28 protein-coding genes are annotated in these 20,257 nt (G+C 54.7%); 16 read left to right on the forward strand and 12 right to left on the reverse strand.

Annotation, left to right across the window (positions count from 1 at the left end):
* The first annotated feature begins 13 nt into the window (after window positions 1-13).
* The 16 genes from J1N02_RS23650 to J1N02_RS23725 all read left to right on the forward strand — a co-directional run bounded on the left by J1N02_RS23650 (window position 14) and on the right by J1N02_RS23725 (window position 9,996).
* Window positions 14-685, forward strand: coding sequence for a hypothetical protein (locus J1N02_RS23650; protein WP_421147825.1), 672 nt, complete (start codon window positions 14-16; stop codon window positions 683-685).
* 12 nt (window positions 686-697) lie between these two features.
* Window positions 698-961, forward strand: coding sequence for a hypothetical protein (locus J1N02_RS23655; protein ID WP_421147826.1), 264 nt, complete (start codon window positions 698-700; stop codon window positions 959-961).
* 16 nt (window positions 962-977) lie between these two features.
* A complete protein-coding gene (locus J1N02_RS23660) occupies window positions 978-1,202 on the forward strand; it encodes a hypothetical protein (protein ID WP_421147827.1) in 225 nt (74 codons plus the stop codon).
* A 193-nt stretch (window positions 1,203-1,395) separates the two neighbouring features.
* Window positions 1,396-2,058: a HEPN domain-containing protein gene (locus tag J1N02_RS23665; protein WP_421147828.1), complete on the forward strand. Its 663-nt coding sequence runs from the start codon at window positions 1,396-1,398 to the stop codon at window positions 2,056-2,058.
* 69 nt (window positions 2,059-2,127) lie between these two features.
* Window positions 2,128-2,808 (forward strand): hypothetical protein, encoded by a 681-nt coding sequence (locus tag J1N02_RS23670; RefSeq protein WP_421147829.1) that lies wholly within the window; start codon window positions 2,128-2,130, stop codon window positions 2,806-2,808.
* 166 nt (window positions 2,809-2,974) lie between these two features.
* The gene (locus J1N02_RS23675; protein ID WP_421147830.1) at window positions 2,975-3,961 is read left to right on the forward strand and encodes a hypothetical protein; all 987 of its coding nucleotides are present in this window, start codon (window positions 2,975-2,977) and stop codon (window positions 3,959-3,961) included.
* Between the two features lie 116 nt (window positions 3,962-4,077).
* Complete coding sequence (locus tag J1N02_RS23680; RefSeq protein WP_032699574.1) at window positions 4,078-4,845, forward strand: hypothetical protein; 768 nt, start codon at window positions 4,078-4,080, stop codon at window positions 4,843-4,845.
* A 322-nt stretch (window positions 4,846-5,167) separates the two neighbouring features.
* On the forward strand, window positions 5,168-5,677 hold the full coding sequence (locus J1N02_RS23685; RefSeq protein WP_421147831.1) for a hypothetical protein: 510 nt from the start codon (window positions 5,168-5,170) through the stop codon (window positions 5,675-5,677).
* Window positions 5,678-5,687: 10 nt separating this feature from the next.
* Window positions 5,688-6,326: a hypothetical protein gene (locus J1N02_RS23690; RefSeq protein ID WP_421147832.1), complete on the forward strand. Its 639-nt coding sequence runs from the start codon at window positions 5,688-5,690 to the stop codon at window positions 6,324-6,326.
* A gap of 129 nt (window positions 6,327-6,455) precedes the next feature.
* Window positions 6,456-7,373, forward strand: a complete 918-nt coding sequence (locus J1N02_RS23695; protein WP_421147833.1) for a deaminase — start codon at window positions 6,456-6,458, stop codon at window positions 7,371-7,373.
* 67 nt (window positions 7,374-7,440) lie between these two features.
* Window positions 7,441-7,710, forward strand: coding sequence for a hypothetical protein (locus tag J1N02_RS23700; protein ID WP_421147834.1), 270 nt, complete (start codon window positions 7,441-7,443; stop codon window positions 7,708-7,710).
* Window positions 7,711-7,971: 261 nt separating this feature from the next.
* Window positions 7,972-8,286 (forward strand): hypothetical protein, encoded by a 315-nt coding sequence (locus tag J1N02_RS23705; RefSeq protein ID WP_421147835.1) that lies wholly within the window; start codon window positions 7,972-7,974, stop codon window positions 8,284-8,286.
* Window positions 8,287-8,389: 103 nt separating this feature from the next.
* Complete coding sequence (locus J1N02_RS23710) at window positions 8,390-9,076, forward strand: hypothetical protein (protein ID WP_421147836.1); 687 nt, start codon at window positions 8,390-8,392, stop codon at window positions 9,074-9,076.
* 15 nt (window positions 9,077-9,091) lie between these two features.
* Window positions 9,092-9,424 (forward strand): hypothetical protein, encoded by a 333-nt coding sequence (locus tag J1N02_RS23715; RefSeq protein WP_421147837.1) that lies wholly within the window; start codon window positions 9,092-9,094, stop codon window positions 9,422-9,424.
* 45 nt (window positions 9,425-9,469) lie between these two features.
* A complete protein-coding gene (locus tag J1N02_RS23720) occupies window positions 9,470-9,775 on the forward strand; it encodes a hypothetical protein (protein WP_421147838.1) in 306 nt (101 codons plus the stop codon).
* Complete coding sequence (locus J1N02_RS23725; protein WP_421147839.1) at window positions 9,772-9,996, forward strand: hypothetical protein; 225 nt, start codon at window positions 9,772-9,774, stop codon at window positions 9,994-9,996. Before J1N02_RS23720 ends, J1N02_RS23725 begins: the two co-directional genes overlap by 4 nt.
* Window positions 9,997-10,116: 120 nt before the next feature.
* Here the strand turns inward: J1N02_RS23725 and J1N02_RS23730 are convergent, their stop codons facing one another.
* The 12 genes from J1N02_RS23730 to J1N02_RS23785 all read right to left on the reverse strand — a co-directional run bounded on the left by J1N02_RS23730 (window position 10,117) and on the right by J1N02_RS23785 (window position 19,565).
* Window positions 10,117-11,097, reverse strand: coding sequence for an integrase domain-containing protein (locus J1N02_RS23730; RefSeq protein ID WP_421147840.1), 981 nt, complete (start codon window positions 11,095-11,097; stop codon window positions 10,117-10,119).
* A 138-nt stretch (window positions 11,098-11,235) separates the two neighbouring features.
* Complete coding sequence (locus tag J1N02_RS23735) at window positions 11,236-11,964, reverse strand: TIGR03747 family integrating conjugative element membrane protein (protein ID WP_421147841.1); 729 nt, start codon at window positions 11,962-11,964, stop codon at window positions 11,236-11,238.
* 40 nt (window positions 11,965-12,004) lie between these two features.
* Window positions 12,005-14,164 carry a type IV conjugative transfer system coupling protein TraD gene (gene traD / locus J1N02_RS23740; protein WP_421147842.1) on the reverse strand — a complete coding sequence of 720 codons (2,160 nt, stop codon included), beginning with the start codon at window positions 14,162-14,164 and terminating at the stop codon, window positions 12,005-12,007.
* 8 nt (window positions 14,165-14,172) lie between these two features.
* Entirely contained in the window at window positions 14,173-14,688 is a 516-nt protein-coding gene (locus J1N02_RS23745; protein ID WP_421147843.1) for an integrating conjugative element protein, read from the reverse strand.
* Window positions 14,685-15,233 (reverse strand): hypothetical protein, encoded by a 549-nt coding sequence (locus J1N02_RS23750; protein WP_032702925.1) that lies wholly within the window; start codon window positions 15,231-15,233, stop codon window positions 14,685-14,687. The genes J1N02_RS23745 and J1N02_RS23750 overlap by 4 nt, the downstream gene beginning before the upstream one ends.
* Complete coding sequence (locus tag J1N02_RS23755; RefSeq protein WP_421147844.1) at window positions 15,215-15,934, reverse strand: TIGR03759 family integrating conjugative element protein; 720 nt, start codon at window positions 15,932-15,934, stop codon at window positions 15,215-15,217. The genes J1N02_RS23750 and J1N02_RS23755 overlap by 19 nt, the downstream gene beginning before the upstream one ends.
* A gap of 9 nt (window positions 15,935-15,943) precedes the next feature.
* Window positions 15,944-16,615, reverse strand: a complete 672-nt coding sequence (locus tag J1N02_RS23760) for a chemotaxis protein (RefSeq protein ID WP_421147845.1) — start codon at window positions 16,613-16,615, stop codon at window positions 15,944-15,946.
* Window positions 16,612-17,154, reverse strand: a complete 543-nt coding sequence (locus J1N02_RS23765) for a PilL N-terminal domain-containing protein (protein ID WP_421147846.1) — start codon at window positions 17,152-17,154, stop codon at window positions 16,612-16,614. The genes J1N02_RS23760 and J1N02_RS23765 overlap by 4 nt, the downstream gene beginning before the upstream one ends.
* 105 nt (window positions 17,155-17,259) lie before the next feature.
* Window positions 17,260-18,006 carry an ABC transporter substrate-binding protein gene (locus J1N02_RS23770; RefSeq protein ID WP_421147847.1) on the reverse strand — a complete coding sequence of 249 codons (747 nt, stop codon included), beginning with the start codon at window positions 18,004-18,006 and terminating at the stop codon, window positions 17,260-17,262.
* Window positions 18,007-18,058: 52 nt separating this feature from the next.
* A complete protein-coding gene (gene radC, locus J1N02_RS23775) occupies window positions 18,059-18,553 on the reverse strand; it encodes a RadC family protein (RefSeq protein ID WP_421147848.1) in 495 nt (164 codons plus the stop codon).
* Between the two features lie 101 nt (window positions 18,554-18,654).
* A complete protein-coding gene (locus J1N02_RS23780; protein ID WP_421147849.1) occupies window positions 18,655-18,912 on the reverse strand; it encodes a hypothetical protein in 258 nt (85 codons plus the stop codon).
* 71 nt (window positions 18,913-18,983) lie between these two features.
* Complete coding sequence (locus tag J1N02_RS23785) at window positions 18,984-19,565, reverse strand: STY4534 family ICE replication protein (protein ID WP_421147850.1); 582 nt, start codon at window positions 19,563-19,565, stop codon at window positions 18,984-18,986.
* Window positions 19,566-20,257 lie beyond the last annotated feature (692 nt).

A 20,257-nucleotide genomic window follows, 5' to 3' on the forward strand; every position in this document is an offset into this window, starting at 1 on the left:
AAAGGAATTAAGAATGAGCAACTCAAGTTCCTCCACCGTTGATTCGGCGCTTGATGTTCAAAAACAGCGATCCACGGACTACCTCAAACGGACTAGCAAAGTGTCCGGAGAGCTCATTCAAATGCTCGCCCTTCAGGATGTGGAAATGGGGCAGTTCAAGGAAAGGTTGGAGAGACAGCGTCGAGATTTGGAAATAGCTGAGAGGGTAACCACTGACAGTCTACCGGACGAGGTGGAAAGAATAGCGCGGCAGCGGACCAAGCTTGAGGCAACAAAACAAGCTTTAAAGACTTTTGAAAGCTCCGCAAATATCCTTGCTGGTTCCGTATTTCAAATCGCCAAGCAGGGTATGTCTATCGCCGGAAAAAAGGTTAAGGGATATTCGAACAAAGGGCGAGTCATCGCGGGTATCTGTGTGCGCGACATAGTGTGGCAGGGTCGAAATCAAGCGATGCATTACGAGGCCACTGCCACAGAAGCCTCGTGGCGAGACGTGTTTTTGAAGCTCGACGTAGCTAATCCTGGTGCCTTCTCCGTGAAGCCTCCGTATGAGTCTCGAGCCAAAGCCATTTTTGATTTGCTTGGATGGCAGAGTCATGCCATTTACGAGGCCGACATGCATTCCCTGCTACTGGGCACTCGTGTCGGCAAAACAAGAGCCCCAGCGGCCAGCGCCGCGAGTTAACGGAAATGTGCCATGAGTGAACTGAAGAAATCGGCCCTGATTGAGGCTCTGCAATCTGCCGACTGGTCAGGAGTGAGTATCGGCAACAAGGCTCTGATCCAGGCCGCAATTAATGAGTTGGCTAACGTAGTCGCATCGAAACCTAGCGATCTGGTTGAGCTGTCGAAAGTCGAACAAATGGCCGCTTACTACGAAGCACCAAAAGGTTTCTTTGACTGGCTCGATTTGATGCGCGGCATCAAGCTGAACATAGCCGATGACCTGGTGGCCGAGTAGTCGAGGAAAATCGGACATGCATTTTTTGATGAATTCTATCGTTTGCGCGTCAATGGCCATCAGCGCTCCCTGTCAGACCGAAAACTCCAAAGCGGGTACGCAGTACGCGACACGCGAAGCCTGTGAAGACATGGTCTACCTCTACAACAACGAGTCGTTTCAGTTGAAGGCTGAAAAGCTCGATGCTGATGGTCAGCCGATGAAGGTTTGGACGTACTACTGCCGAGCAGTAACGGATTAATCATTATCGGAATTGACCACCTTTACACCTAGTGTAAAGCCGGACATTCACGCATGCAGCGCGCCTTGGCGCGACGTGCCGAACGATAAGGAAAATGCGCACCAGGTACACCCAAGCCCCGGCCCATTGGGGGCGAGGACGTAGAAGGGACGCTTATTTTCGCGTCTGCGAAAAGCAGATAGGGAACCCATAAATGCCATCCAATTCAAAAGATGTTTTTGAAGTCAACAAGGCTGATATAGAGCAGCTTTGGGCCATACACGAGGACTACGCTGGAGAAGGCCCAGGCCGTAAACGTGGGGTTGAAGTGCTCAACAGATCGGCCATCATCTTTGTCACCGCGTGCTGGGAGTCTTACATCGAAGACCTTGCGGTTGAGGCTTTCGATTACCTACTGCTGAATGCTCAGGACTCAACGGTCATACCCAATAAGGTCAAGAGCTTAGCGGTCAAAGTACTTCGTGAAGATAAAAACCCTCTTCTGGTATGGGAGATCGCGGACGGGGGCTGGCGCGACGTTGTAAAACGGCATAAAGGCGAAGTACATAAGGCTTGGCTTGAGAAATTTAATACGCCAAAGACGGCCCAGGTGAACGGCCTCTTTGAAAACATGGTTGGCCTGAATCAGCTTAGCAGTCACTGGCGCTGGAAAAAAATGAGTGCCGTCCAAGCCGAAGCTGCTCTAGATGATTTCATTACTATTCGAGGCAATATTGCTCATCGAATTCGGGATGCAAGACCTGTTGCCAAAAATACAGGCACACGCTACCTGACTCACGTTTCCCAAATCGTAGATCGTTGTGAAGTCACTGTGTCCCAGCATCTGAAAAATCTTACGGGCGCAGCTCCGTGGTGATAGATAGGAAAAGGCTTCTAACATTGTCAGGTGCGATTTCTCCTGTCCAACCGTTGAAAGGAAAGGCTAATGGGACGTTCTGCTGATTGGGCTATGGAGGTGCAGATGGATCAGGATCGACTGCGAGAACTGGACTACCAGTACGAGCAGTACGAAGCGGAAATGAAGTGGTTCGAGGAACACCCATTTCTTGAAACGTACAGCATTTTTACTGGGAAACTTCGGCAACTTAGGCTGTTGGTGAGCAGAAAAGCAGATCCATTCGACGCCGCAATGCTCCAGAAAATGGCCTACGTCCACGCAGTTACACTTTTCGAAGCCATGGTGGGTGATGTGTTAAAGGCAACGGTCTTAGCCTATCCACACCTGATGAATCGTATGGTCAGCAAGCTTGGGGAAGACAAGAGCCGGAAATTCCAGCTTAGAGAGATTGCAGATCTTGGCCTGAACGGGATTGTTTTGGGGATTCTCAACGAGCAGCTTTACCACAACCCTGTAACCGTCAAGCATTTCGTCAGCATCATCGCTGGCCAGCCGTTGCCGGACACGTATATGGCCGCGATGCAGAAGGTGATCGACAAACGTCATGACTTGGTTCACCGAGACGGTAAAACGATCGATGATGAACGTCACGTCATAGATGAAAATACCGTAATTACAAGCATTGGGTTGATTGAAAATTTCGCGAATGACATTTTTGAAAACCTTGAAGCGGCTATGAAAGAAACCTCTGCCTTGCTGATGAGATAGATCCGCTAGGAGCTAAGGTTGCCCCACTATGGAAATCGCCGCCACACCCCAAGCCCCGCCAGTCGGGGCTAAGCCAGTGGAAGGGCGCCATTTTCGCGTCCGCGAAATCGAGGGATTGACCAGTGACACGTAAATTTAAGGAAGTTTCGACATGGCCTAGCAAGCAATGAAAAGAAAAAATGTCACTGAGTATGCTTTTGGCTACATGAATAGTTATACGACGATGATGACGGCCTACCAGATTATGTCTGATGGGGTTCTCAACGAAGGTCAAGACCAGGTTGATAAATGTCACATTTACATAATTGCAACTCGGCCCAATGCGTATTTCATCGCTGATAGTTTGAAACACGATGGAAAAATTTTGTCAGGCCAAATTTGCTATAAGATTTCAGGCAAAGAAAACCTTGTAGATTTCAATGATGTGCCATTTGAATTGTCGGACGGCGCAATTGAGATTCGGTGTGACTACCCGTTTCGAGAGCTATGGACCTACAACGCCACTGGCGAGCCCATTCGCTATCTAGCGGCCACGCATTTTGCATCGATCTTGGGCGTTCAAAACTCAGATGGTGTGCTGAACCGCTTCGAGGTTCAGTATGTGGGCCAAGCCATCGGTCAGGGTAATCGCTCGGCCCAGCAGCGTCTGACAAGCCACTCTACATTTCAGAAGATTCTCGCTTTGTCTGCGCATGCGACCCCTGACAACGAAATCGTTGTGTTTATGCTCCAATTCGACCATGAGCAGGTCTTCGCGTCGATGGATGGCAGAGCTACGGGCGCGATCGCAGATGACTCTAACGAAAAGCGCTTGATGGGTGCTATCAAAAACCCACCGGACAAGAAGCAAAAAATTGCGATGGTTGAGGCTGGTTTGATTCGGTATTTCCAGCCTCATTACAACGAGGTGTTCAAGATCAAGTTCCCTTCGACTAAGCACAAGACACTACAGTCCTGTAGGGCTCTAGACGTGTCTGCGTTGATCGTGGAGCTTGATACGTCAGATCTAGGTTTCACACTATGGTCGCCAACTGTCAGAGCCATGGACCATCACACGGCTCGCTACGATCTTGTGAACCAGCAGAACCGTATGTCCTTCTTCAGCGCTACTGGCATGACTGAGTTCCCTGGAGTGATCAAATCTGGGAAATGATCAGTCCTTAAGTTGAGCGGGAAAAAAGCTTTGCCAATGATTGATGCTACTGACCTCAAGCCCCTAGGCGATTCAACGAGTCGTCTGCCGACAGTCACAGACACAACGGAAAAAATATGAATCCACCCTTTCTTGTCACCCTAGAACCCACTCTTGGCACTCTTGCAAGGCTGTTTGCGTCCGAAGGGGCTGCGCAGGAAGTTGCCGTACTGACCTACTCGACACCTGAAATCATTGAGTCGCACTACGATAGCTGGAATGGAGGCACAACCTACTACAACCTTGTTCTCCATGCCCCCCTCAATTTGTATCCTCAGATCGAGCCACATAAAGATAAGCTTGAGGCTGCAATTCTCAAGAAATATGAGGTAATCGCAAACAAAACACCGAACGATCTTCTTGGTGGGGTGATCATTTCACCCGCTGTTGTCGAGGATCCGCAATGGCGTGAAAAAGCGGCAGCATGGTTGTCCGGGTCCAAGATATCGAATCAGGGACGCGTGCGATCAGACAATGTGGCGCCACTCTCCGTTGACGGGCTGATTTTTCGATCGCAACCCGAAATACACCTATATCGTGCCTTCAAGTCAATGGGGGTTTCCTTTGCTCCGTTGCCAGTTTTCATCCGAGGCGGCGCTGAGTACAAGCGTATAGAACCTGACTTTGTAATCATCCAGGCCGGACACGTCATGGTCGTTGAGGTTGATGGCGACACAGTGCATCAAGAAACGCCTGCTGAAGCTCACGCGCGAACCACAATGCTACTGCACGAAGGCGTGCACTTTGAGCGCATTAAAGCTAGTGAATGTGACACTTCAGAAAAAGCGAAAGGGTCTGCAGACCGTTTGCTTTCGGTGTTCAAGAAGCTTAAACAGGCAAAGTGAACCGCAGCATAGGCGCACAGCGATCAGCGATGTCTCTTCACGAGTCACTAAGGATAGTGTGACGCGATCTTAGGTGGAGACCCCAAGCGTGGAAGCTCATATGCCGAGTAAATACCCCGGCTGCCTTGATCGGGGCCGCAGATAACGAGCTGGACGCCCTACGCCGTGATGCGGATCGCTATCGAATTCTGCGAGAGCATTGGATACGGATTGAGGACGGGGCGACTGTACACCGCGCTGCTGGCCTAGATCTGTGGTGCGATGAGCGTCGACCAGCAGCTATCGGTCCAGAAGCTAAAAGTTAAGGGAAACGCCTCATCAAATGGACATTTCAAACGCCGCTAGTGAACAAAAGCAGAGACTGTATGAACGCCTCTACGTCGCCGCCGAGGACCTGGGGCTTGCACGCCAATATGCACAACATTTGCTGAAAAAAGGCTGGCACTCAGCACCTTGGGAGCGTCGGGGCTCCATCTACATGCAGCAATCCGCATTTGTTACGGCGCTCGTTGTTAGCTACGCGAGAGCATTCACCAAAAGCTACGGATGGCCACGGCTTCCAGAAGGTACTTTGCCTGAAGGTCAAGGCGCGACAGCTCTGCATAAGCAGCTGATGGACCTTCGCCACGAGGTATACGCACATTCGGACAGCAAGCACCATAAAGTCCAGCCATGGCGGATAGATTCTGAGGCGCTAACGGACGTACGCGGTGCACCATCTTTGCGTTTTACGAAGGATGAATGTGAGCAGATAACCGAATTGATTGACGAAATTCGGAAGCGGCTCTTGCCGAAGATAATCACCATGCGAGCCGAAATTGCTGATGCATAGGAAAATCGTCATGAATGAGTCGAGTCCGTTTTTAGCTGGCTTACCAGCGGACCATTACGGGGTCCATATTGAGAACGATATGGACGCTCGCCGCCTGCTTTACCTGGCTGAGAAAATTGGGGCTGAGAAGGTTACCCGGAGCGCTTCCAAGTACACCGAAAAATATCCGGGTGAGCGAATCTTCGTTTCAACGCTGCTCAAACGATACGGTGTAAAAGTCCCTACGCTAGTCTATGCGGCAGTAAACGTTCCGCTTTATCGCGTCTATATGCTTCTTCACTTAGCCAGTTCGAGCATCAAAATCGGCTATTCAGGTGACTGGATTCAGCGTGCCCTGGCCTTCGAATGCGAGTTCGACCTTGACCGCAGTATTAGCTTTTCCTTTCACGACAAGGCGTGCGCTATAGCGGCCGAAAGCAGGCTAAAGCGCCTGTTTGATTGGGCAAGAACAGAGCCGCCAGCAGTACCATATGGAGCTGGCGGGCGTAAGGAGTGGTTCGATGCAGCCATTTACCACGAAGCATTGACTGTCATATCCACTTTCGAGACGCAAAAACCCCGCAAACCGCTGACGCTGAGAGTCGCCCGTGATTACGGCATTGGCAGATCTTCGGGGATTGATAATTTGAGCCGCGATATAGCCCACTGATTGCCGGATAAGGTCTCGGCACCAGCAAAGTAGGAAAAGCCTGCTGCACCATCAACCCGCTCAGACGGGCTAAGCCCGTATGGGATGCTTATTGCTTTTCAGTACCTGGCAGGAAAAGAAAGGATACTTATGTCGAAAAATACGCATTACGTCGGCGACAGTCGTGAGTTTATGCAGCTTGCCATAGACCTTGCTTCTAGCTGTGTGAGCGAGGATGGGAAGATATCTCCAAAGGTTGGGGCGGTCGTTGTCCGGGATGGGATAATTCTGGCATCCGCATATCGAGGAGAACTCAAACCGGGCGAACATGCAGAGTACACGCTCCTCGAACGTAAATTGAAGGGGATAGACCTTGAGGGCGCCACGCTCTATTCGACCCTGGAACCCTGCACGCATAGGAATCATCCGAAGGTTTCGTGTACCGATCGAGTGATTGAAAGAAACCTACGGCGAGTTGTCATCGGCACGCTGGACCCAAATCAAACAATTCGAGGGCTTGGTGAGCTTCGCTTGCAGGATGCGGGCATAGAAATCACCCGCTTCGATCCTGATCTCGTGGTTATTCTAAGGGAGCTGAACCAAGAATTTTCAGCGTTGCACCCGATTCGGGGCATCCAGCGGGATGCTTCGCAAGTAGTGGATCCGGTCAAGCCTGGTGAAAACGGGCCTAACGGCCACAAGATCGGATACAACGACGATGGTGACAAAGTCGAGTGGATACCATCTGACGATGAAGATGGGTACCGGCCTCTGGTACTCCGTCGTAACGATGCGTCGATCCTCAGTGAATACAACGATCTGTGGGATAAGGTTTGGTGGAATCGCCATCAGAACTGGCTGCACAGGCTTGCTAGCGGAAAGGAAACGCTCAATCCAGAACAAATGGATATTTTAGCTAAAGCTAAGGGTGCAGCTTTACGAATCGAAGCGAAGTTTGGCAGGGAGAACCTTGGGTGGGACGATTTTGAGTGGGGACTATTGAGCGGGAGGATGTCCGCACTAAGTTGGGTGCTTGGTGCTGAGTGGGACGAGTCACTGGATACTTAACAGAATCTAGTCCCAGTGTTTTAACACAGGCCTTTTCACCGACTAAACGAATAATGGAAAGTCGCGCATGGCAGCTAAGAAACCGCCGCACCCTTTACGAGCCAGCGAAATTGAACGTTTCGAGCGAAACCTTGCGAATTGGCTGAAGCTGGACCCCGCAGAAGCTATGTATCACCGCTTTCAAGGAATTTTGGAAAGCCAGATCGTGACGCTGCAAATCTGTGGCGTGATCACCAGCCAAGGCGCGGTGAAGCTTCACGTCAGAATGAGTGAAGCGAGGCGAAAAACAGGCGATGACGATACTGGTCAGAAGTCCGAAGGCTTAAAACTGGTTTGATAAGGGAAAATCCGGCACACGCAATGCGTGGCAGTGGGCTCGGTGACCTATCCATTATTCATGACTGGCAACGTCTTTGCTCACTGAATCCGGCGAGACGAGTTTATATCTGGTCTGCTGATAACCATCTCAATGCGTTCGACCAAGCACCTCGACTGTAATGTCCATGAATATTCCCGGTAATGCCCAAGCCCAGCACATGTTGGGCCGAGGCCGTAGACGGGGCACGAAGTGCGCCCCTCATTACGGAGGATGGAATCAGTGGCTAAGTACAAAGTTGAGCAATTCGATTACGTCATCAAGCACAACGGTAACGGTTACGACAATCTGTACCTTTCTCTCACGCTCGAAAACTCGGCAGGAAACCCAGCCAAGCGCGAGTATCGGATTTTTAAGGATGAGGTTTGGACCAGCCTGCAGGCGCTGACTAATACCATCATCAATGGACTCACTTTCGCCAAGCAAACAGGCGCATGGATTGAGCTTTCTGACTTCGAGGCGCGAACTTATCTGTCTCTGGTCTTGCCTAGCGCTGCCGGCAAAACAAATATGCGGATTTCTGCTGAAAAACTTTAAGTGGGTTGATCAAAGAATAGTTGTTGCATGCCCGCTAGCGGGCATGTCGAGAGCCGATTTATCGGGTCGTCTGCCGACAGTCACAGACACAATGGAAAAAGAAATGGACAGTGACACCGATCGATTGCATTGCATGGCTATCCGGCATGAGTATCTTCGGTGTAAAGATGCCTTTGAACTCTTCGTCGCTCAAGGTGAGTCCATTGTCATGCAGGGCCATAGTCATCAGCGGGCGTACCGGGCCTACAATGCCTATTCCAGCTTCATTCACCATCTGTACGAACTGTATATGGCCCTTTTTGCGCGGGACCATCAAGTCGCCGATATCAAAAGTTGCCCTAGGATAAAAGCCTGGGTGAAAGGCGAGCAGGCCATAAGAATTGGTGAGGAAAAAAGCAAAGTCGGTGCGCATACGTACGCTGATGGGGCACTGAATGAGCAGGTTCACCTTCAGGCCAATCAGTGGCTATCGAGCATCGATAGGGGCGCTGTCTCCGCCAAGATCCACCCACGTTCTCAATACGAACGCATGCTACCAGTCGATCAAAATTTCGGTCCCGCTTTTCGATCCATGCGGAACAAGATTGCAGGCCATGTGACGTATGAAAGGATCGAACAGGTCAAGCTGACTGAGTTCTTCGAGACGTATCATCCCTACCTTTGCATGCTTTTCAGAAATGTAGGTGGCAGCTCATTCGGACGTTATCTTGACACTGTACCGGACTTCGGAGAGGTGACGAGCTTCTTGGATATATTCATCCAGTCTGACCCAAACACTAAAGTCGAATAATCACGGGAAATCGGCATGGCAAAGAAAGTCATTGTGAAAAGCGGTACGGTTTATAACACCCTCGGCGCTGCTAAAGCTTACTTCGACGCCTTACGCGAGCGGACGGCCATCGATGACAAACTCTCAGATCCTGATCGGTCTGACGTGCTCGACATCTACCATCGATATTGCCAACTCGACAGCTGGGGTGGAGAGGTAAAAGACACAGTTGATGTGATTGCTGTCTGGGACAACAGGCCACGTGGGCCAGGTCAATACGCTCAAACGAAAACCTTCGCAGTAGTTTCCGAGTCTGGCGAACGCTCCATTTTTAGCATCGGTAAAGCGTTGGCCAAAATAGCGGTCTGATCAGTAAACCGAGAAATCACGGAAAGTAGGTAGGAGCTTTAACCCATGAGTAACTCATCGCAGCATGTACCAGCAAAGCACTGGTTCGTTATCGACAGAGAGTACGAAGGTAGTCTCGTAGAGTGGCTGAAGAAATGCGGAAACCCGACTTTTTCTGAAGGACGGACAATCGAGAATCAGAGCACCGAAAATCAGCATCGATGCGGCTACGAGATTACTGATGGAGCCGTTCCTGAAAACACAGGTTCAATTCTGCTCACTCTCTACACCGACGTGAGGTCATTAGACGAAAGTTTTCTGGGGGCTCTGCGCAATCATTTTGCGCCTAGCAGATCGTCAGAGCCGTCGTGAAACAGCTCAAACCTGAAATCGCCATGAAGTGTTGGATTGCTCAATGCGCGTCGTGTGGGACCGTCAAGCGTGCGCAGAAGTCGAAGCCGACCAGTTGCACCGAACAGATTCGCACGGGTGAGCGTTCGGTTCGCCGTTGCGGCAACGAACTCACCGACCACCAGGACGTGACTGCCAAGGTTGAGGCCGCGAAAGCGGCTCAGGCCCAGGCAGCCCAATAAGCAGGAAAAGACCATGCCATTCCCAAATATCCACCAGCACAATTCACACGTCACGGCCGATCCGATCATGTCGGACTATGTTCGCGAGCAGTAGCAACGGCTTCATATCGAATGGCTTACTCATGTTCGACCACCAATGTAAGTCGATAACAGGTCGATGCGGCCGAGTCCCAACTCGTAGCTGATTTGCACTCGGGCATCCTGATCTAGGCGTCGGTCGAGTTGGTAGCAACGGCCACCGTTGATGGGCGCAAGATGATGAGTGCTCTGCTCATAGCGTTCGCACGCATAGGCGGCCCGAAGCTCGTGGAAGCCTTTGAGGTTGTGCGAATGGAGGATCTCTCGTGTGGGGCGGACGATTTGCCGTTGTAAATCGACATAGCTTTCGTTCGGTGCAAGCAGATTGCGGCTACCGTTGGGTGAAACCTGTTCGGCAAATTTCAGCACGTCACGAATAGGATCATTTACCGTAATCCAACGAAGCGCCGACGCACGTGATTGGCCACCTTGGATGCCATCTCGGATGTTGATTTTGCCGTAGTGTTCGGTCTCATGTTTTAGGCGCGGTAGGTCGGCCAAAATGGCCTCGCGCAAGCGCATGCCGGTGGCTCGCGCCAACTGAACGATGGCCGCCGCGCGCGGCATTTGGTGTTCGCAGAGCACGTCGACGATCCGCTTCACCTGCTCATGGTCTTGGCCTTGCGGCGTCGAGCGAAGAACATTGGTACGCCGCATTCCCAAGGCCTTACTCGGGCTCGGCACCGCCACAGACTGATCGCCGCGAAGCGCCGCCATAGTCCGGTTCACGCTGGACAACCGGTTTTGCGCGGTGGCGATGCCGATAGCGCCTTGTTCAACTTGTTGGCGCAGATGCCCTGCGTAGTCCAGCAAGGTCTGCCGATCTATCTGTCGCGCATCGTTAAACCCCGGCCCATCCTCCGAACGACACCAGCGGACGAACGCCTGCCAGCGATCACTGTGCGCCTTGACCGTGGCGTAATGCCCGCCGCCAAAAAGATCGCGCAAGGCTTGCGGTCCGGCATAACTCAGTTGTCGGCCATAGCCAAAATTGCGCCCATCTCGTCTACCAACCAATGCCATGATCAAACTCCTCTCGAAGCCAAACACCCGTGAGGGTTGTCCACTAACGCGGGACTGGCGGCTCCTTACGACTGGGAGCTTGGGCCTCTCATGAGCTAGCCTCCTGAACACTTCCGCAGATAAGCATTCGTGTCGCACTCAGAGATATTTTTTGAATGTCGCCGTCGTGATGGCCATGGCGACCCCGAGCATCACGGCGCAAGGCAGAAGTACCGCCATTGGGTTGAGCGAAAAGGGTAGGGACAGGTAAAGGATCCAGGGCACGATCAGCAGTGGGATGACCGCTCGCCTGGCCCGATGATAGACAAAGCTGCTTTCGCGCCCAGCGCCGAATTTACGCAGGTCGCGGCGCATCAAACCATCGATGAAGCCGGTGAACATGGCCAGCAGAAGCAGGGGGGTCGCCAAGACCAGAATGGTCAGACGCACCACGAAAGTGAAAGTGACATACACCGCCGCCAGTACAAAATCCTCGATGCTCACATACAGCTGATTGATCCCGCTCCAGAAGCCGTTGTCCTGGCTCGACGCCCGCGCCTGCTGGGCGAAATCCGTAAAACCGGTCTCGACCAGTAACCACTGCTGGAGGAAATCCAGCCACTGCACAATCGTCTGTCCAGGCTGTTGGATAATCAGTGAGGATGTGAAGTGCTCACTGAGCCAGCCCAGTTCGCTGCTCAGCATCGCCTGACTGTGTCGCCGGCCTTGATCACCCCAGAACAGCAGCAGACCGGCCCACTCGATCAGAATCGAGAACAGCAACGAGGCGATCAGCAAACCGATGACGTGCAGGACCAGGTTAATCGCCGAGACGATTAGCCCTGGGCGCTGGATGGGTTGCGGTGGAGGGTTCTGAGCTGAAGTCATCCTTCTTGACTCCGCGAGATGCACTGCAGGGCCGACGGTGTCATGGGGCCTCCTGAGCAGGAACACTTGCATCCGCCGCTGAAGAAGTGCGTGGAGGCGTAACCCGATCTGGATCGAAGTCGAGCGTCGGGCCGCCACCGCTTGCGCTCCACCATTGTCCCGCCTGCTCGTTGTAGGTCGCCCGCATCCGCTGAGTGAGTTCCTGCAGGTCCTTGGGCATGGCATCGTCGTTGGAGGGTTTTGGCAACGGCATGCGGACTTTCCAGAGCTGGCCACCGGCCTGGAAGGAGAACATCTGTCCCTTGGGTAGACTGACGATATGCGCTGGCTCGATCAGCGGCACACTGGTGCTGCTGACACGGTCCTGCGAGGAGGAGGTGAAATCCGTGTTGGCTTCAGGATCGGAGGTGTCGGTGGCGCCGGACACCAGGGTCTTGGTCAGCACGTTAACCTTGGGCAACTGCTGGGTGAGCAGTTCAGCGGTGGCGGTTTCGCGCACCCGCAGCATCTGCAGAGTGTTGAAGTTACCAATAACCTGGCCAGCTTTGGCGCGGTTGCCGATACGTGCTTCGATATCGCTGAGGGTCTGGGTGTAGGCGGTTACCTGGATACCGGCACCGCCGCCCTTATTGATCAGCGGGATGAATTCATCCCCCATCAACTCGTTGAACTCATCGGCATGCAGGTTGATCGGCAACTTGTCACTGTTGTTACCCGATTGGGGCAGGCCATGGTCGATGCCGTGTTTGTAGATGTGTCCGGCGACCGAGACCAAGTCGGCAAACATGGAGTTGCCCACAGCGGTGGCCACCTCGGCGTCGGTCAGTGCATCCAGGCCGACATAGACGATGCCACGTTTTCGGATGATCTGCATCCAGTCGAAGATTGGCCGCGGGTCATCTAAGTCAGTGTAGTTGGGGGCCAGTAACTGGGCGGTCTTGCCGGTGGTGAGTTTCTCCAGCAGCGGCAGTAGCGAGGCAACGATTTTGTCGAAGTAAGTACGGTCGTAGCGTACCGCCGAACGCAGTCCGTCCATTACCGGATCAAATACCCGCTTCACCGCCAGGTACTGCTCGATGGCCACCACACGCTTTTCGCGCCCGATCATATGCCGGGGAATGTTTTTCTCGGTGAGCTTGCCTTCAAGCTGGACGATCACTTCCCAAGCTTTCGGATCAGTCTTGGCGAAAAACTGCTGGGCGTACTCGATGAACAGGGCGTCGATGTTGACCACATGTCGCTGGATCTGCAGGTAGTCTGGACGCCGGCCCAACTCGATCAGAGCGCGGGCGATGATGTTGACGAAACGCCAGGCGAACTCACGAAAGGCCGCAGAGTTGCCTTCACCGCTGAGCTGCCCGGCGATGCGCGACGCCACTTCCGAAATGCGCCCGAAACGTCCTACGGCGTTGTAACGCGCGGAGATCTCTGGCCAGCCTAGATGAAAAACATAGAATTCCTTTTCCCGACCGGCGCGTTTGGCTTCGACGTACATGCGTTTGAGCAGGTCGGCATCGCCCTTAGGATCGAAAACGATTACCACCTCATGTTCGACGCGTTGAATATCCTGCGTGATGTACACCTCGGCGAGTCGCGTCTTGCCGACACGAGTAGTGCCGAGCACCAAGGTGTGTCCGACCCGTTCGCCCAGCGGCAGACTAACTTCCGTTTCATTGGGCTCGACCCCATGCAACAGCGGCGAGCCACCTACCGGGGGCAAAGGGCGCAACGGATTGAAGGCACTGTCCCAGGCGATGACACGGGCCAATGTCGAGAGTGGAAACGGTGCGTGCTCCAGGCGCCGTTCGAGTCCACGTGCCAGACGGTAACAGGTCGGTTGGTCGACATAGTGGGCGACCGCCGGATCCTGGGCCTCGACCAGGCGCTGGGTGTGCAGGCGGGTCCAGCGAAAGCCGCGGCCCATGAACAGACGCTTGCGGCTGACCGGAATCTGCCGACTGGTCAGCTCGTAGCGGGGCAGCCGACGGATATTGCGTCGATAACGCAGCACCTCCCAGGCTTGTCGCAGCCGGATAAGGCCTAACAGGGTATAGGCCAGCGCCGCAACCAGACCGATCTCCGGTGACAGGGCCACAGCCCAGGGCGAGTACACGCACAACACTGCGGCAGCGACGCAGATCGCTACCGTGTACAGCTCCACCGCTGGCCGGAGCTTGGATTCCATCGCATGCTCGACCATGACCTGACTCACTGTTCCAATGAGGTGGCGGTGATCAAGACGGGGTAGTGCTCAATCTGCAGGCGGGTGGCGATGTCGTTACCGTTGACCGGCAGGATGGTGATGCCCGGAGCGGCTGCTCGAATCCGGGCCAAAGCTTCGGTGTCGACCACTTCGACGGCAAGGCCTGCCGCACCCAGTTCCTGCAGTTCAGCCGCGCGTTGACGCAGCCAAGTCAGCGACTGGGGATCGCCGCCCACCAGAAAAAAGGGTTGCAGGCCGGGCATTTTCAGGGAACGAGGCGTGACCGGGCCGGGGCTCAGCCGGGAACTACTAATCGGCAGTATCCAGGCCACATCGGCAAAGGTGGACAGGTCCGCATGCACGGGCCGATCAGCCTGAACTCTGTTATTTATCGGCACGCCCATGGCTGGAAAATCGGGTTGTGTGAAGTCGCTAGGCTGATCCCCGGCTACGGTCAGTTCCGGCTGGGCGAAAGGAGCCAAGAGCAGGATGAAATAGCAGATAAGGGATATTCGCTTCATGGTGGTGTGCCCTGTTTGAAGGACACCTGCAGTCGTTCGAGTTGTCGGGAAAAGCCGGCGCGGTAACGCGCGGCTGGCGTTCCTCCTGCCGGGCGGTGATAACGTCCGGCAGCCAACACCCAATCACCGGTGGCAGCGTGATGCTCCTGCAACAGCGCGGCGGTCACGGCGAGATTTCGGTAGGGGTCGAGGGCTTCGCAGGGATTGGAGAAACGTTGTCCGTGGTAACCCAAGTTGGTTTGCCCGAGTCCGGCATCGACCCGCTTGGGGTCATGTCGGGCGAGCGCCTGAAGCAAGGCGTGACAGGCAGCCTGGCGAGTGGCGAAGCGGTAAGGACTACCGGCGATGTTCAGGGTCCACGGCCAGGGCAGCAATCGACCACGGACGCGGAGTCCACTCTCCTGCAGGGCAATCGCGAACAGCACCGTAGAAGGGATGCTGGCGTCATGCGCCGCCAGTTGATAGGCCGGAGGCGGAAGTTCGTCAGCCTGGACGGCGAGCATCGTCAGCATGAGCGCAATACCACTCAGTCGAGGCGTTGCCATTGTCCATTCACCTGTTGGTAAGTGGCGGGCAATGGCCCCGAGGCCCCCAGGCTGAACCAGCGACCACGGTCATGGTTCAGGGTTATCTGCCGGTGTTGAACCTTGGCCGGATCGATGTCCGCTTGCCGAGCCCAGCGACGGACGCGTTCATCCTCGCCTTGGCTGCCCACCAGGTAGATATCGAACGCCGTGTCACTGCTTTGCAGACGTTGTGCTTCAGCGGTACATGCAGGACAGTGCTCCTCCACAAACAGGGCTGGGCGCGGGGCGACCGATGAACTGGTAGGGGACGAAGATGCCATGCCCTGGATCGGCAGCAGCCCGGGAAACAGCTTGGTCCAGGCCGCGCTGTAAGCGTTTTGGTAGGCCAATTCACGCTCGGCGCGTTTGGCTTCCAGTGCTACCTGTAATTGGGCATAGCGCTGGCGCTCTTGGTCGGTCTGGGCCTCAACCCCGAGTGCGGTCAATGGATCGAGGTTCGGGCTCCAGAAACCGCGCGGGCCGGCTTGGATCTGTTCGAAGCGCGTCCACTCCTGCTCGGTCAGGCCCCAGCTCGCCGCCTGTTCAGCGTCAGAGCGTCCCAAGGGCGCGACCTGCGTGTCCTGGTTCCGTGACGGTGTCGTGACGGGGTTACCCATTGCAATGCCCATTGCCAGTAGCGAAGCGAGACAGACGACGGTGGGCAGTAGTGCTCTGTTCATGATCACTTCTCAAGGGAGGTGCACGGTCTGGTCTGGCTGAGCGGTCACCGCGAAGATGGCTGAGTTCGGCACCAGTGCTTTTAGGTGCCAGGCGCCGAACTGCTCGCCGCTGTGCAGCAGCCGGACATCCGTGAGAGAGCGGCTGTCATGAGGTGCGACCGCCAGAAAGCGCTCACCACCGCGGGACTCGACACTCAACACTGAGAACGGTGGCAAGAGTGCGGCAGGTTTAGGGCGAGCCGTTTTTTTCGGCTTGGCTGTGGCAGACGTCGACGGTGGAGTTGACGGCTGGGTCTTGAGCTCTAGGAGCTGCTGCTCGACATGCTCAACGCGTGCGCGCAGCGCTGTCAGGTCTGCCTGGGTGGCGCGGGCTGCCAGACCATCGCGCAGCTCCTGTATCTCTTGCGCCCACTGATCCAACATCGGATCGAGGGTATTGGCCTGTTGCTCACCAGTATCGACCATCTGCTTCAGGTCTTTCAGCGCGTACTGCAGCTTCTCCTGGGCGTCCTTGAGGGCGCTTGAATCACGTTGCAGGGTGTCCAGGGTTTGTCGGTATTGCGTGTTCATGCTCTGCAGTTCGGCCACGCGTTGATACTGGTTATATAAACCACTGCTCAGACCGGCGACCGCCAGGCAAAGCAGCCCAATGATGAGGGTTTGAAACGCCGAGGCCTTCATGAACGTGCCTCCGACTGATGGGACGAGCCTGGTGTGGCCCGCACGATGCCGACATCAGCCTTCTGTTGTTCGAAGCAGACCGAACGGCCGACTTCATCGGTCGTAAGTTGCCAGGCGGGGCCAGCCAGCACTTGTAGCGCGCTGCGCAAAGGGATTGGACCAAGCCGGTAATGGGCCGCCGGCAGGGGCCGAGTAAACAGCACCTTCACCGTCGCGGTATCGGGACAGAGCGAATAGCCCGAGCGCTGCAGTACGTACTGCAACGCATCCTGCACCGAAGGGCTCAGGCTGGACGGGATGTTCACTTCAATGATTTGAGCGAGAAGATCGCGTTGCTCCGTGGTGGGCTCGGTGCTGACCAGCGTATAGCGGCCATAGCGGAGTTCTGGCGGATGATTTTCTTCGGCTGTATCTCTCGAGAACTGGGCCCGATTGGAGCCGCTGTAGATCGCTGGATGGGTCGACAATGGGTTGGGGAGTTGCGCGGTGCAGGCGCTCAACAACCCCAGCAGGCAGACAGGCGTGAAAAAACGCTCCATGGAAAAAACCTCATGTCAGATTCAGTGCAGAACCTGACATGAGGTGAAGGAGCGATTCAGTGAGAAAGTCGATTCAAGGTGGGTCGTGTTAAGCCGAACGCGTTGTTACTCATCGAAAATGGTGAGCCCATCCAAGACGTTAGCGTCGGGGTCGAAGATCAACAATCGCACACCCGCCAATGCCGCCAAATACAGTACGTTGACCAAGGCTTCCGGCGTACCGGCATCGAGTTGCTCTTGCCTCAGTGATGAGTAAGGACAGTCCTCGATTTTCACCAGGTTATCGTCGGTCCAGGGCGTGCCGATCAGCTTACACCCGACACCATTGCAGTCCGTGAGGGCAAAGGGTTCGAACAGCAGACCGGTTGGTCTGGAGTCGAAATTGTCAGCCCGACGCTCCAAGTAGCGCAATGCTTCTTCAGTGAGGTGTGCGGTACTGATCTCCCAGGCTCGACTGTAGTGTCCCGTTTCGAAGCGCAAGCGATGGACCATGGCTTGCGCTTCCTCCAGGGAGTACAGATCGCCGACGTGATGTCGCTCGTTGAGCATTTCGCCCATCACGGCATAGATCACGTGGCGCACCAGACCGGTGGACGGGCAGCGTTCATCCAACTCTTCAGGAATGGATTGACCTTCGCTGATCAAGGCGAAATCGTCATTGAACAGGCAGGGGAACAGTTGCAGTTCATCGTCGGGCAGATGGGCCTGTGAGTCGTGCACGGGTCGAAAGCAGGGAGGGCAGGTGTTTTCGTAAGTGATCAGTAGCAGCCGTTCGATATGCAGATGGTCGTAACCGCGAGCAAATGGGTTTGAGGCCGTCAGTAGGGCTGGGGCTTGGTGTGTGGGGTTCATGGGCATGCTCCAGAATGGAAATGAACAAGGCGCCCGTAGGCGCCTGTGAGGGTTAAAGCCAGCCGTATTCGGCAAGGGAGAGAGGACGACCTTCACCCACGATGAAGTGATCCAGTACGCGCACTTCGATCAAGGCCAAGGCCTCTTTCAGCTGTACGGTCAAAACGCGGTCCGCTTGGCTGGGCTCTGTACACCCTGAGGGGTGGTTGTGAACAAAAATGGCGGCCGCAGCGTTATGCGCGAGGGAGCGCTTAACGACTTGGCGGGGGTAAACGCTGGCGCCATCAATGCTGCCGTGAAAGAGGACTTCGAATGCCAGCACCCGGTGCCTGGTATCGAGAAAGATCACACCGAAGACTTCATGCTCTTGTTGCGCAAGGTGCAGTTTTAAGTATGAGGCCACAGTGTCAGGCGACGTCAGGATAGGGCCGCGGGCGAACAGCCGACGATCCAGAATATGCAACGCTTCGTCGATCAGCTGGTTTTCTAGGACGATACGATTTGCCTCGAAATTCGAGGCTTCAATCAGAGTGAGTGGGGTGCTCATGGTGGTACCTCCGAAGGGAGCAATCAGGGGTACACGCCCTTGGGGAGTGGTGTGCCCCGAGGTGGATAAAGAGTCGCGTGCATTAGCCGATGAAGAGCTGCTCACAGCCGGGTAAATCGGTGACGTTGACCGTGTAGGTGTGAGCCACAACCGTCGCAGGGCGATGAGGAAAAGGCTTTTATTCCCCAGCCGGCGTTGGAATCGAAGTCGGCACTGATGGGCATTAAGCGAACCAGTCCTCGATGGATGCCGGCGATGCGTTTCTCAATTTCATCCGTCGTGTAGTAGAGCGATAACTTGCTGTAGTCCTCGTAAGCCGCAGCGAATAGGCAGTCGTCGCAAAGCCAGAAGGATTCCATGTCGGTTCTCCTGTGCTGATTGAAGGAAAGGCGCTCGATTGAGCGCCTTGATGTAAAACATCGGGGATTGTTCAGGCGGACTGAACAGTACGCGTGGCGACACGGCGGGCCGTACGGAGAGTGGGTGGAGATTCAGGTTCGACCTGAGCCTCTGTTGGGTTTCCGATATCCTCAGCTTCGGCATCAGCCGACGGTGCGGATGACTCACTGTTTGGCACTTGCTCAGCAGGTGCTCTTGCTTCCTGCTTGGCGGGCGCTTTGTATTCGAACGTGCCGTTGACCTTGATCCAGTCGATGAACAGCAAACGACCTTTCAGACTGGCGCCCGGTTGGCCTTGCTTATCGCCTTTCTCATAGAGAAACGGATCGATCCACAGGTCGCCGATACGGAACGACAGCAAGACCTTTTTCTCGGCGTTGACGGCGTCCATATAGAGACGAATCAAACGTTCAGCTTCGCCCCCAGCGACTTTGCAGTCGAAGCGGGTGTACTCCACGGCATCGGTGGCACCGTGCAGCGCGGCGATATCGCAGGCCATGAAGGGTTGGCCGCGGCGGACTTGTACTTCACGAACACGGTTGAGGTAGCCGATACCGACGGTGTGCAGATTGAAGTAAGTGGTCGCTTCTTGGGAGTGGTTGGCGTGGGCCATGGTGGTTCTCCTGTTTCAAGGGAAAACGGTGACGCACAGTCCCTGACGGGGAAGTGAGCCCCCGTCAGGGTGGGTAAGGTGAAGGCGAGCAATGAACGACTCGCCACCGGCAAGCCGATGACGATCAGAACGGTGCGTCTGGGGGAATAGCGATGCAGCAGATGAGAATCCGCAGTGTTGAGCTACGGACTTGGGTAGTTGGCATTCATCACCGCTGAAGCGGTAACCGCGCGAGCCTCCGAACGCTGATCGCACTTGGGTAAACCACCACGAACGTGGCGTAGCCTTGAAGGTTCAAGCTACCTGGGCTGGGCTGGGCTGTCGACGACAGCGAACCACGCCCTTTGTATAAGCCTGTCACAGGGGAGCGTCAAGACGCTGCAACCCGATTTTTTAAGGCCGGAATACAGCGGCATTCATTGGAGTGAAAAAATGAAGCGAGGCTGCCACTAACACGCGTTGATACATGCACTATCGCTGCTGACCGAGGTCATGCGCTCTCCCAAATGGCACTATCCAGGTTTCTGTGTGATTCACGGATATTCTTAATATGGGTTAGCGTCAGCATGTACGAGTAATTGCCCGAAAACCTAGAGTTTTGCAGAGTCCGGCGTTTGTCGCAGAATAACTACGGTGACTGAATATGTCGGGAGGTTCTTCCCATACAAGTTCTTTACACCTTAGACGTGCTG

It is taken from the genome of Pseudomonas sp. NFX5 (assembly GCF_049132125.1).
In the GTDB taxonomy this organism is placed as follows: Bacteria; Pseudomonadota; Gammaproteobacteria; order Pseudomonadales; family Pseudomonadaceae; genus Aquipseudomonas; species Aquipseudomonas marginalis.

Bases quoted from the DNA above. Each gene is read 5' to 3' on its own strand.
- J1N02_RS23695 (WP_421147833.1), top strand. From the start codon at position 6,456: ATGTCGAAAAATACGCATTACGTCGGCGACAGTCGTGAGTTTATGCAG.
- J1N02_RS23670 (WP_421147829.1), top strand. From the start codon at position 2,128: ATGGGACGTTCTGCTGATTGGGCTATGGAGGTGCAGATGGATCAGGAT.
- J1N02_RS23675 (WP_421147830.1), top strand. From the start codon at position 2,975: ATGAAAAGAAAAAATGTCACTGAGTATGCTTTTGGCTACATGAATAGT.
- J1N02_RS23715 (WP_421147837.1), top strand. From the start codon at position 9,092: ATGGCAAAGAAAGTCATTGTGAAAAGCGGTACGGTTTATAACACCCTC.
- J1N02_RS23655 (WP_421147826.1), top strand. From the start codon at position 698: ATGAGTGAACTGAAGAAATCGGCCCTGATTGAGGCTCTGCAATCTGCC.
- J1N02_RS23665 (WP_421147828.1), top strand. From the start codon at position 1,396: ATGCCATCCAATTCAAAAGATGTTTTTGAAGTCAACAAGGCTGATATA.
- J1N02_RS23700 (WP_421147834.1), top strand. From the start codon at position 7,441: ATGGCAGCTAAGAAACCGCCGCACCCTTTACGAGCCAGCGAAATTGAA.
- J1N02_RS23755 (WP_421147844.1), bottom strand. From the start codon at position 15,934: ATGAACAGAGCACTACTGCCCACCGTCGTCTGTCTCGCTTCGCTACTG.
- J1N02_RS23720 (WP_421147838.1), top strand. From the start codon at position 9,470: ATGAGTAACTCATCGCAGCATGTACCAGCAAAGCACTGGTTCGTTATC.
- radC (WP_421147848.1), bottom strand. From the start codon at position 18,553: ATGAGCACCCCACTCACTCTGATTGAAGCCTCGAATTTCGAGGCAAAT.
- J1N02_RS23750 (WP_032702925.1), bottom strand. From the start codon at position 15,233: ATGGCAACGCCTCGACTGAGTGGTATTGCGCTCATGCTGACGATGCTC.
- J1N02_RS23760 (WP_421147845.1), bottom strand. From the start codon at position 16,615: ATGAAGGCCTCGGCGTTTCAAACCCTCATCATTGGGCTGCTTTGCCTG.
- traD (WP_421147842.1), bottom strand. From the start codon at position 14,164: ATGGTCGAGCATGCGATGGAATCCAAGCTCCGGCCAGCGGTGGAGCTG.
- J1N02_RS23780 (WP_421147849.1), bottom strand. From the start codon at position 18,912: ATGGAATCCTTCTGGCTTTGCGACGACTGCCTATTCGCTGCGGCTTAC.
- J1N02_RS23770 (WP_421147847.1), bottom strand. From the start codon at position 18,006: ATGAACCCCACACACCAAGCCCCAGCCCTACTGACGGCCTCAAACCCA.
- J1N02_RS23680 (WP_032699574.1), top strand. From the start codon at position 4,078: ATGAATCCACCCTTTCTTGTCACCCTAGAACCCACTCTTGGCACTCTT.
- J1N02_RS23690 (WP_421147832.1), top strand. From the start codon at position 5,688: ATGAATGAGTCGAGTCCGTTTTTAGCTGGCTTACCAGCGGACCATTAC.
- J1N02_RS23735 (WP_421147841.1), bottom strand. From the start codon at position 11,964: ATGACTTCAGCTCAGAACCCTCCACCGCAACCCATCCAGCGCCCAGGG.
- J1N02_RS23745 (WP_421147843.1), bottom strand. From the start codon at position 14,688: ATGAAGCGAATATCCCTTATCTGCTATTTCATCCTGCTCTTGGCTCCT.
- J1N02_RS23685 (WP_421147831.1), top strand. From the start codon at position 5,168: ATGGACATTTCAAACGCCGCTAGTGAACAAAAGCAGAGACTGTATGAA.
- J1N02_RS23650 (WP_421147825.1), top strand. From the start codon at position 14: ATGAGCAACTCAAGTTCCTCCACCGTTGATTCGGCGCTTGATGTTCAA.
- J1N02_RS23660 (WP_421147827.1), top strand. From the start codon at position 978: ATGCATTTTTTGATGAATTCTATCGTTTGCGCGTCAATGGCCATCAGC.
- J1N02_RS23785 (WP_421147850.1), bottom strand. From the start codon at position 19,565: ATGGCCCACGCCAACCACTCCCAAGAAGCGACCACTTACTTCAATCTG.
- J1N02_RS23730 (WP_421147840.1), bottom strand. From the start codon at position 11,097: ATGGCATTGGTTGGTAGACGAGATGGGCGCAATTTTGGCTATGGCCGA.
- J1N02_RS23765 (WP_421147846.1), bottom strand. From the start codon at position 17,154: ATGGAGCGTTTTTTCACGCCTGTCTGCCTGCTGGGGTTGTTGAGCGCC.
- J1N02_RS23710 (WP_421147836.1), top strand. From the start codon at position 8,390: ATGGACAGTGACACCGATCGATTGCATTGCATGGCTATCCGGCATGAG.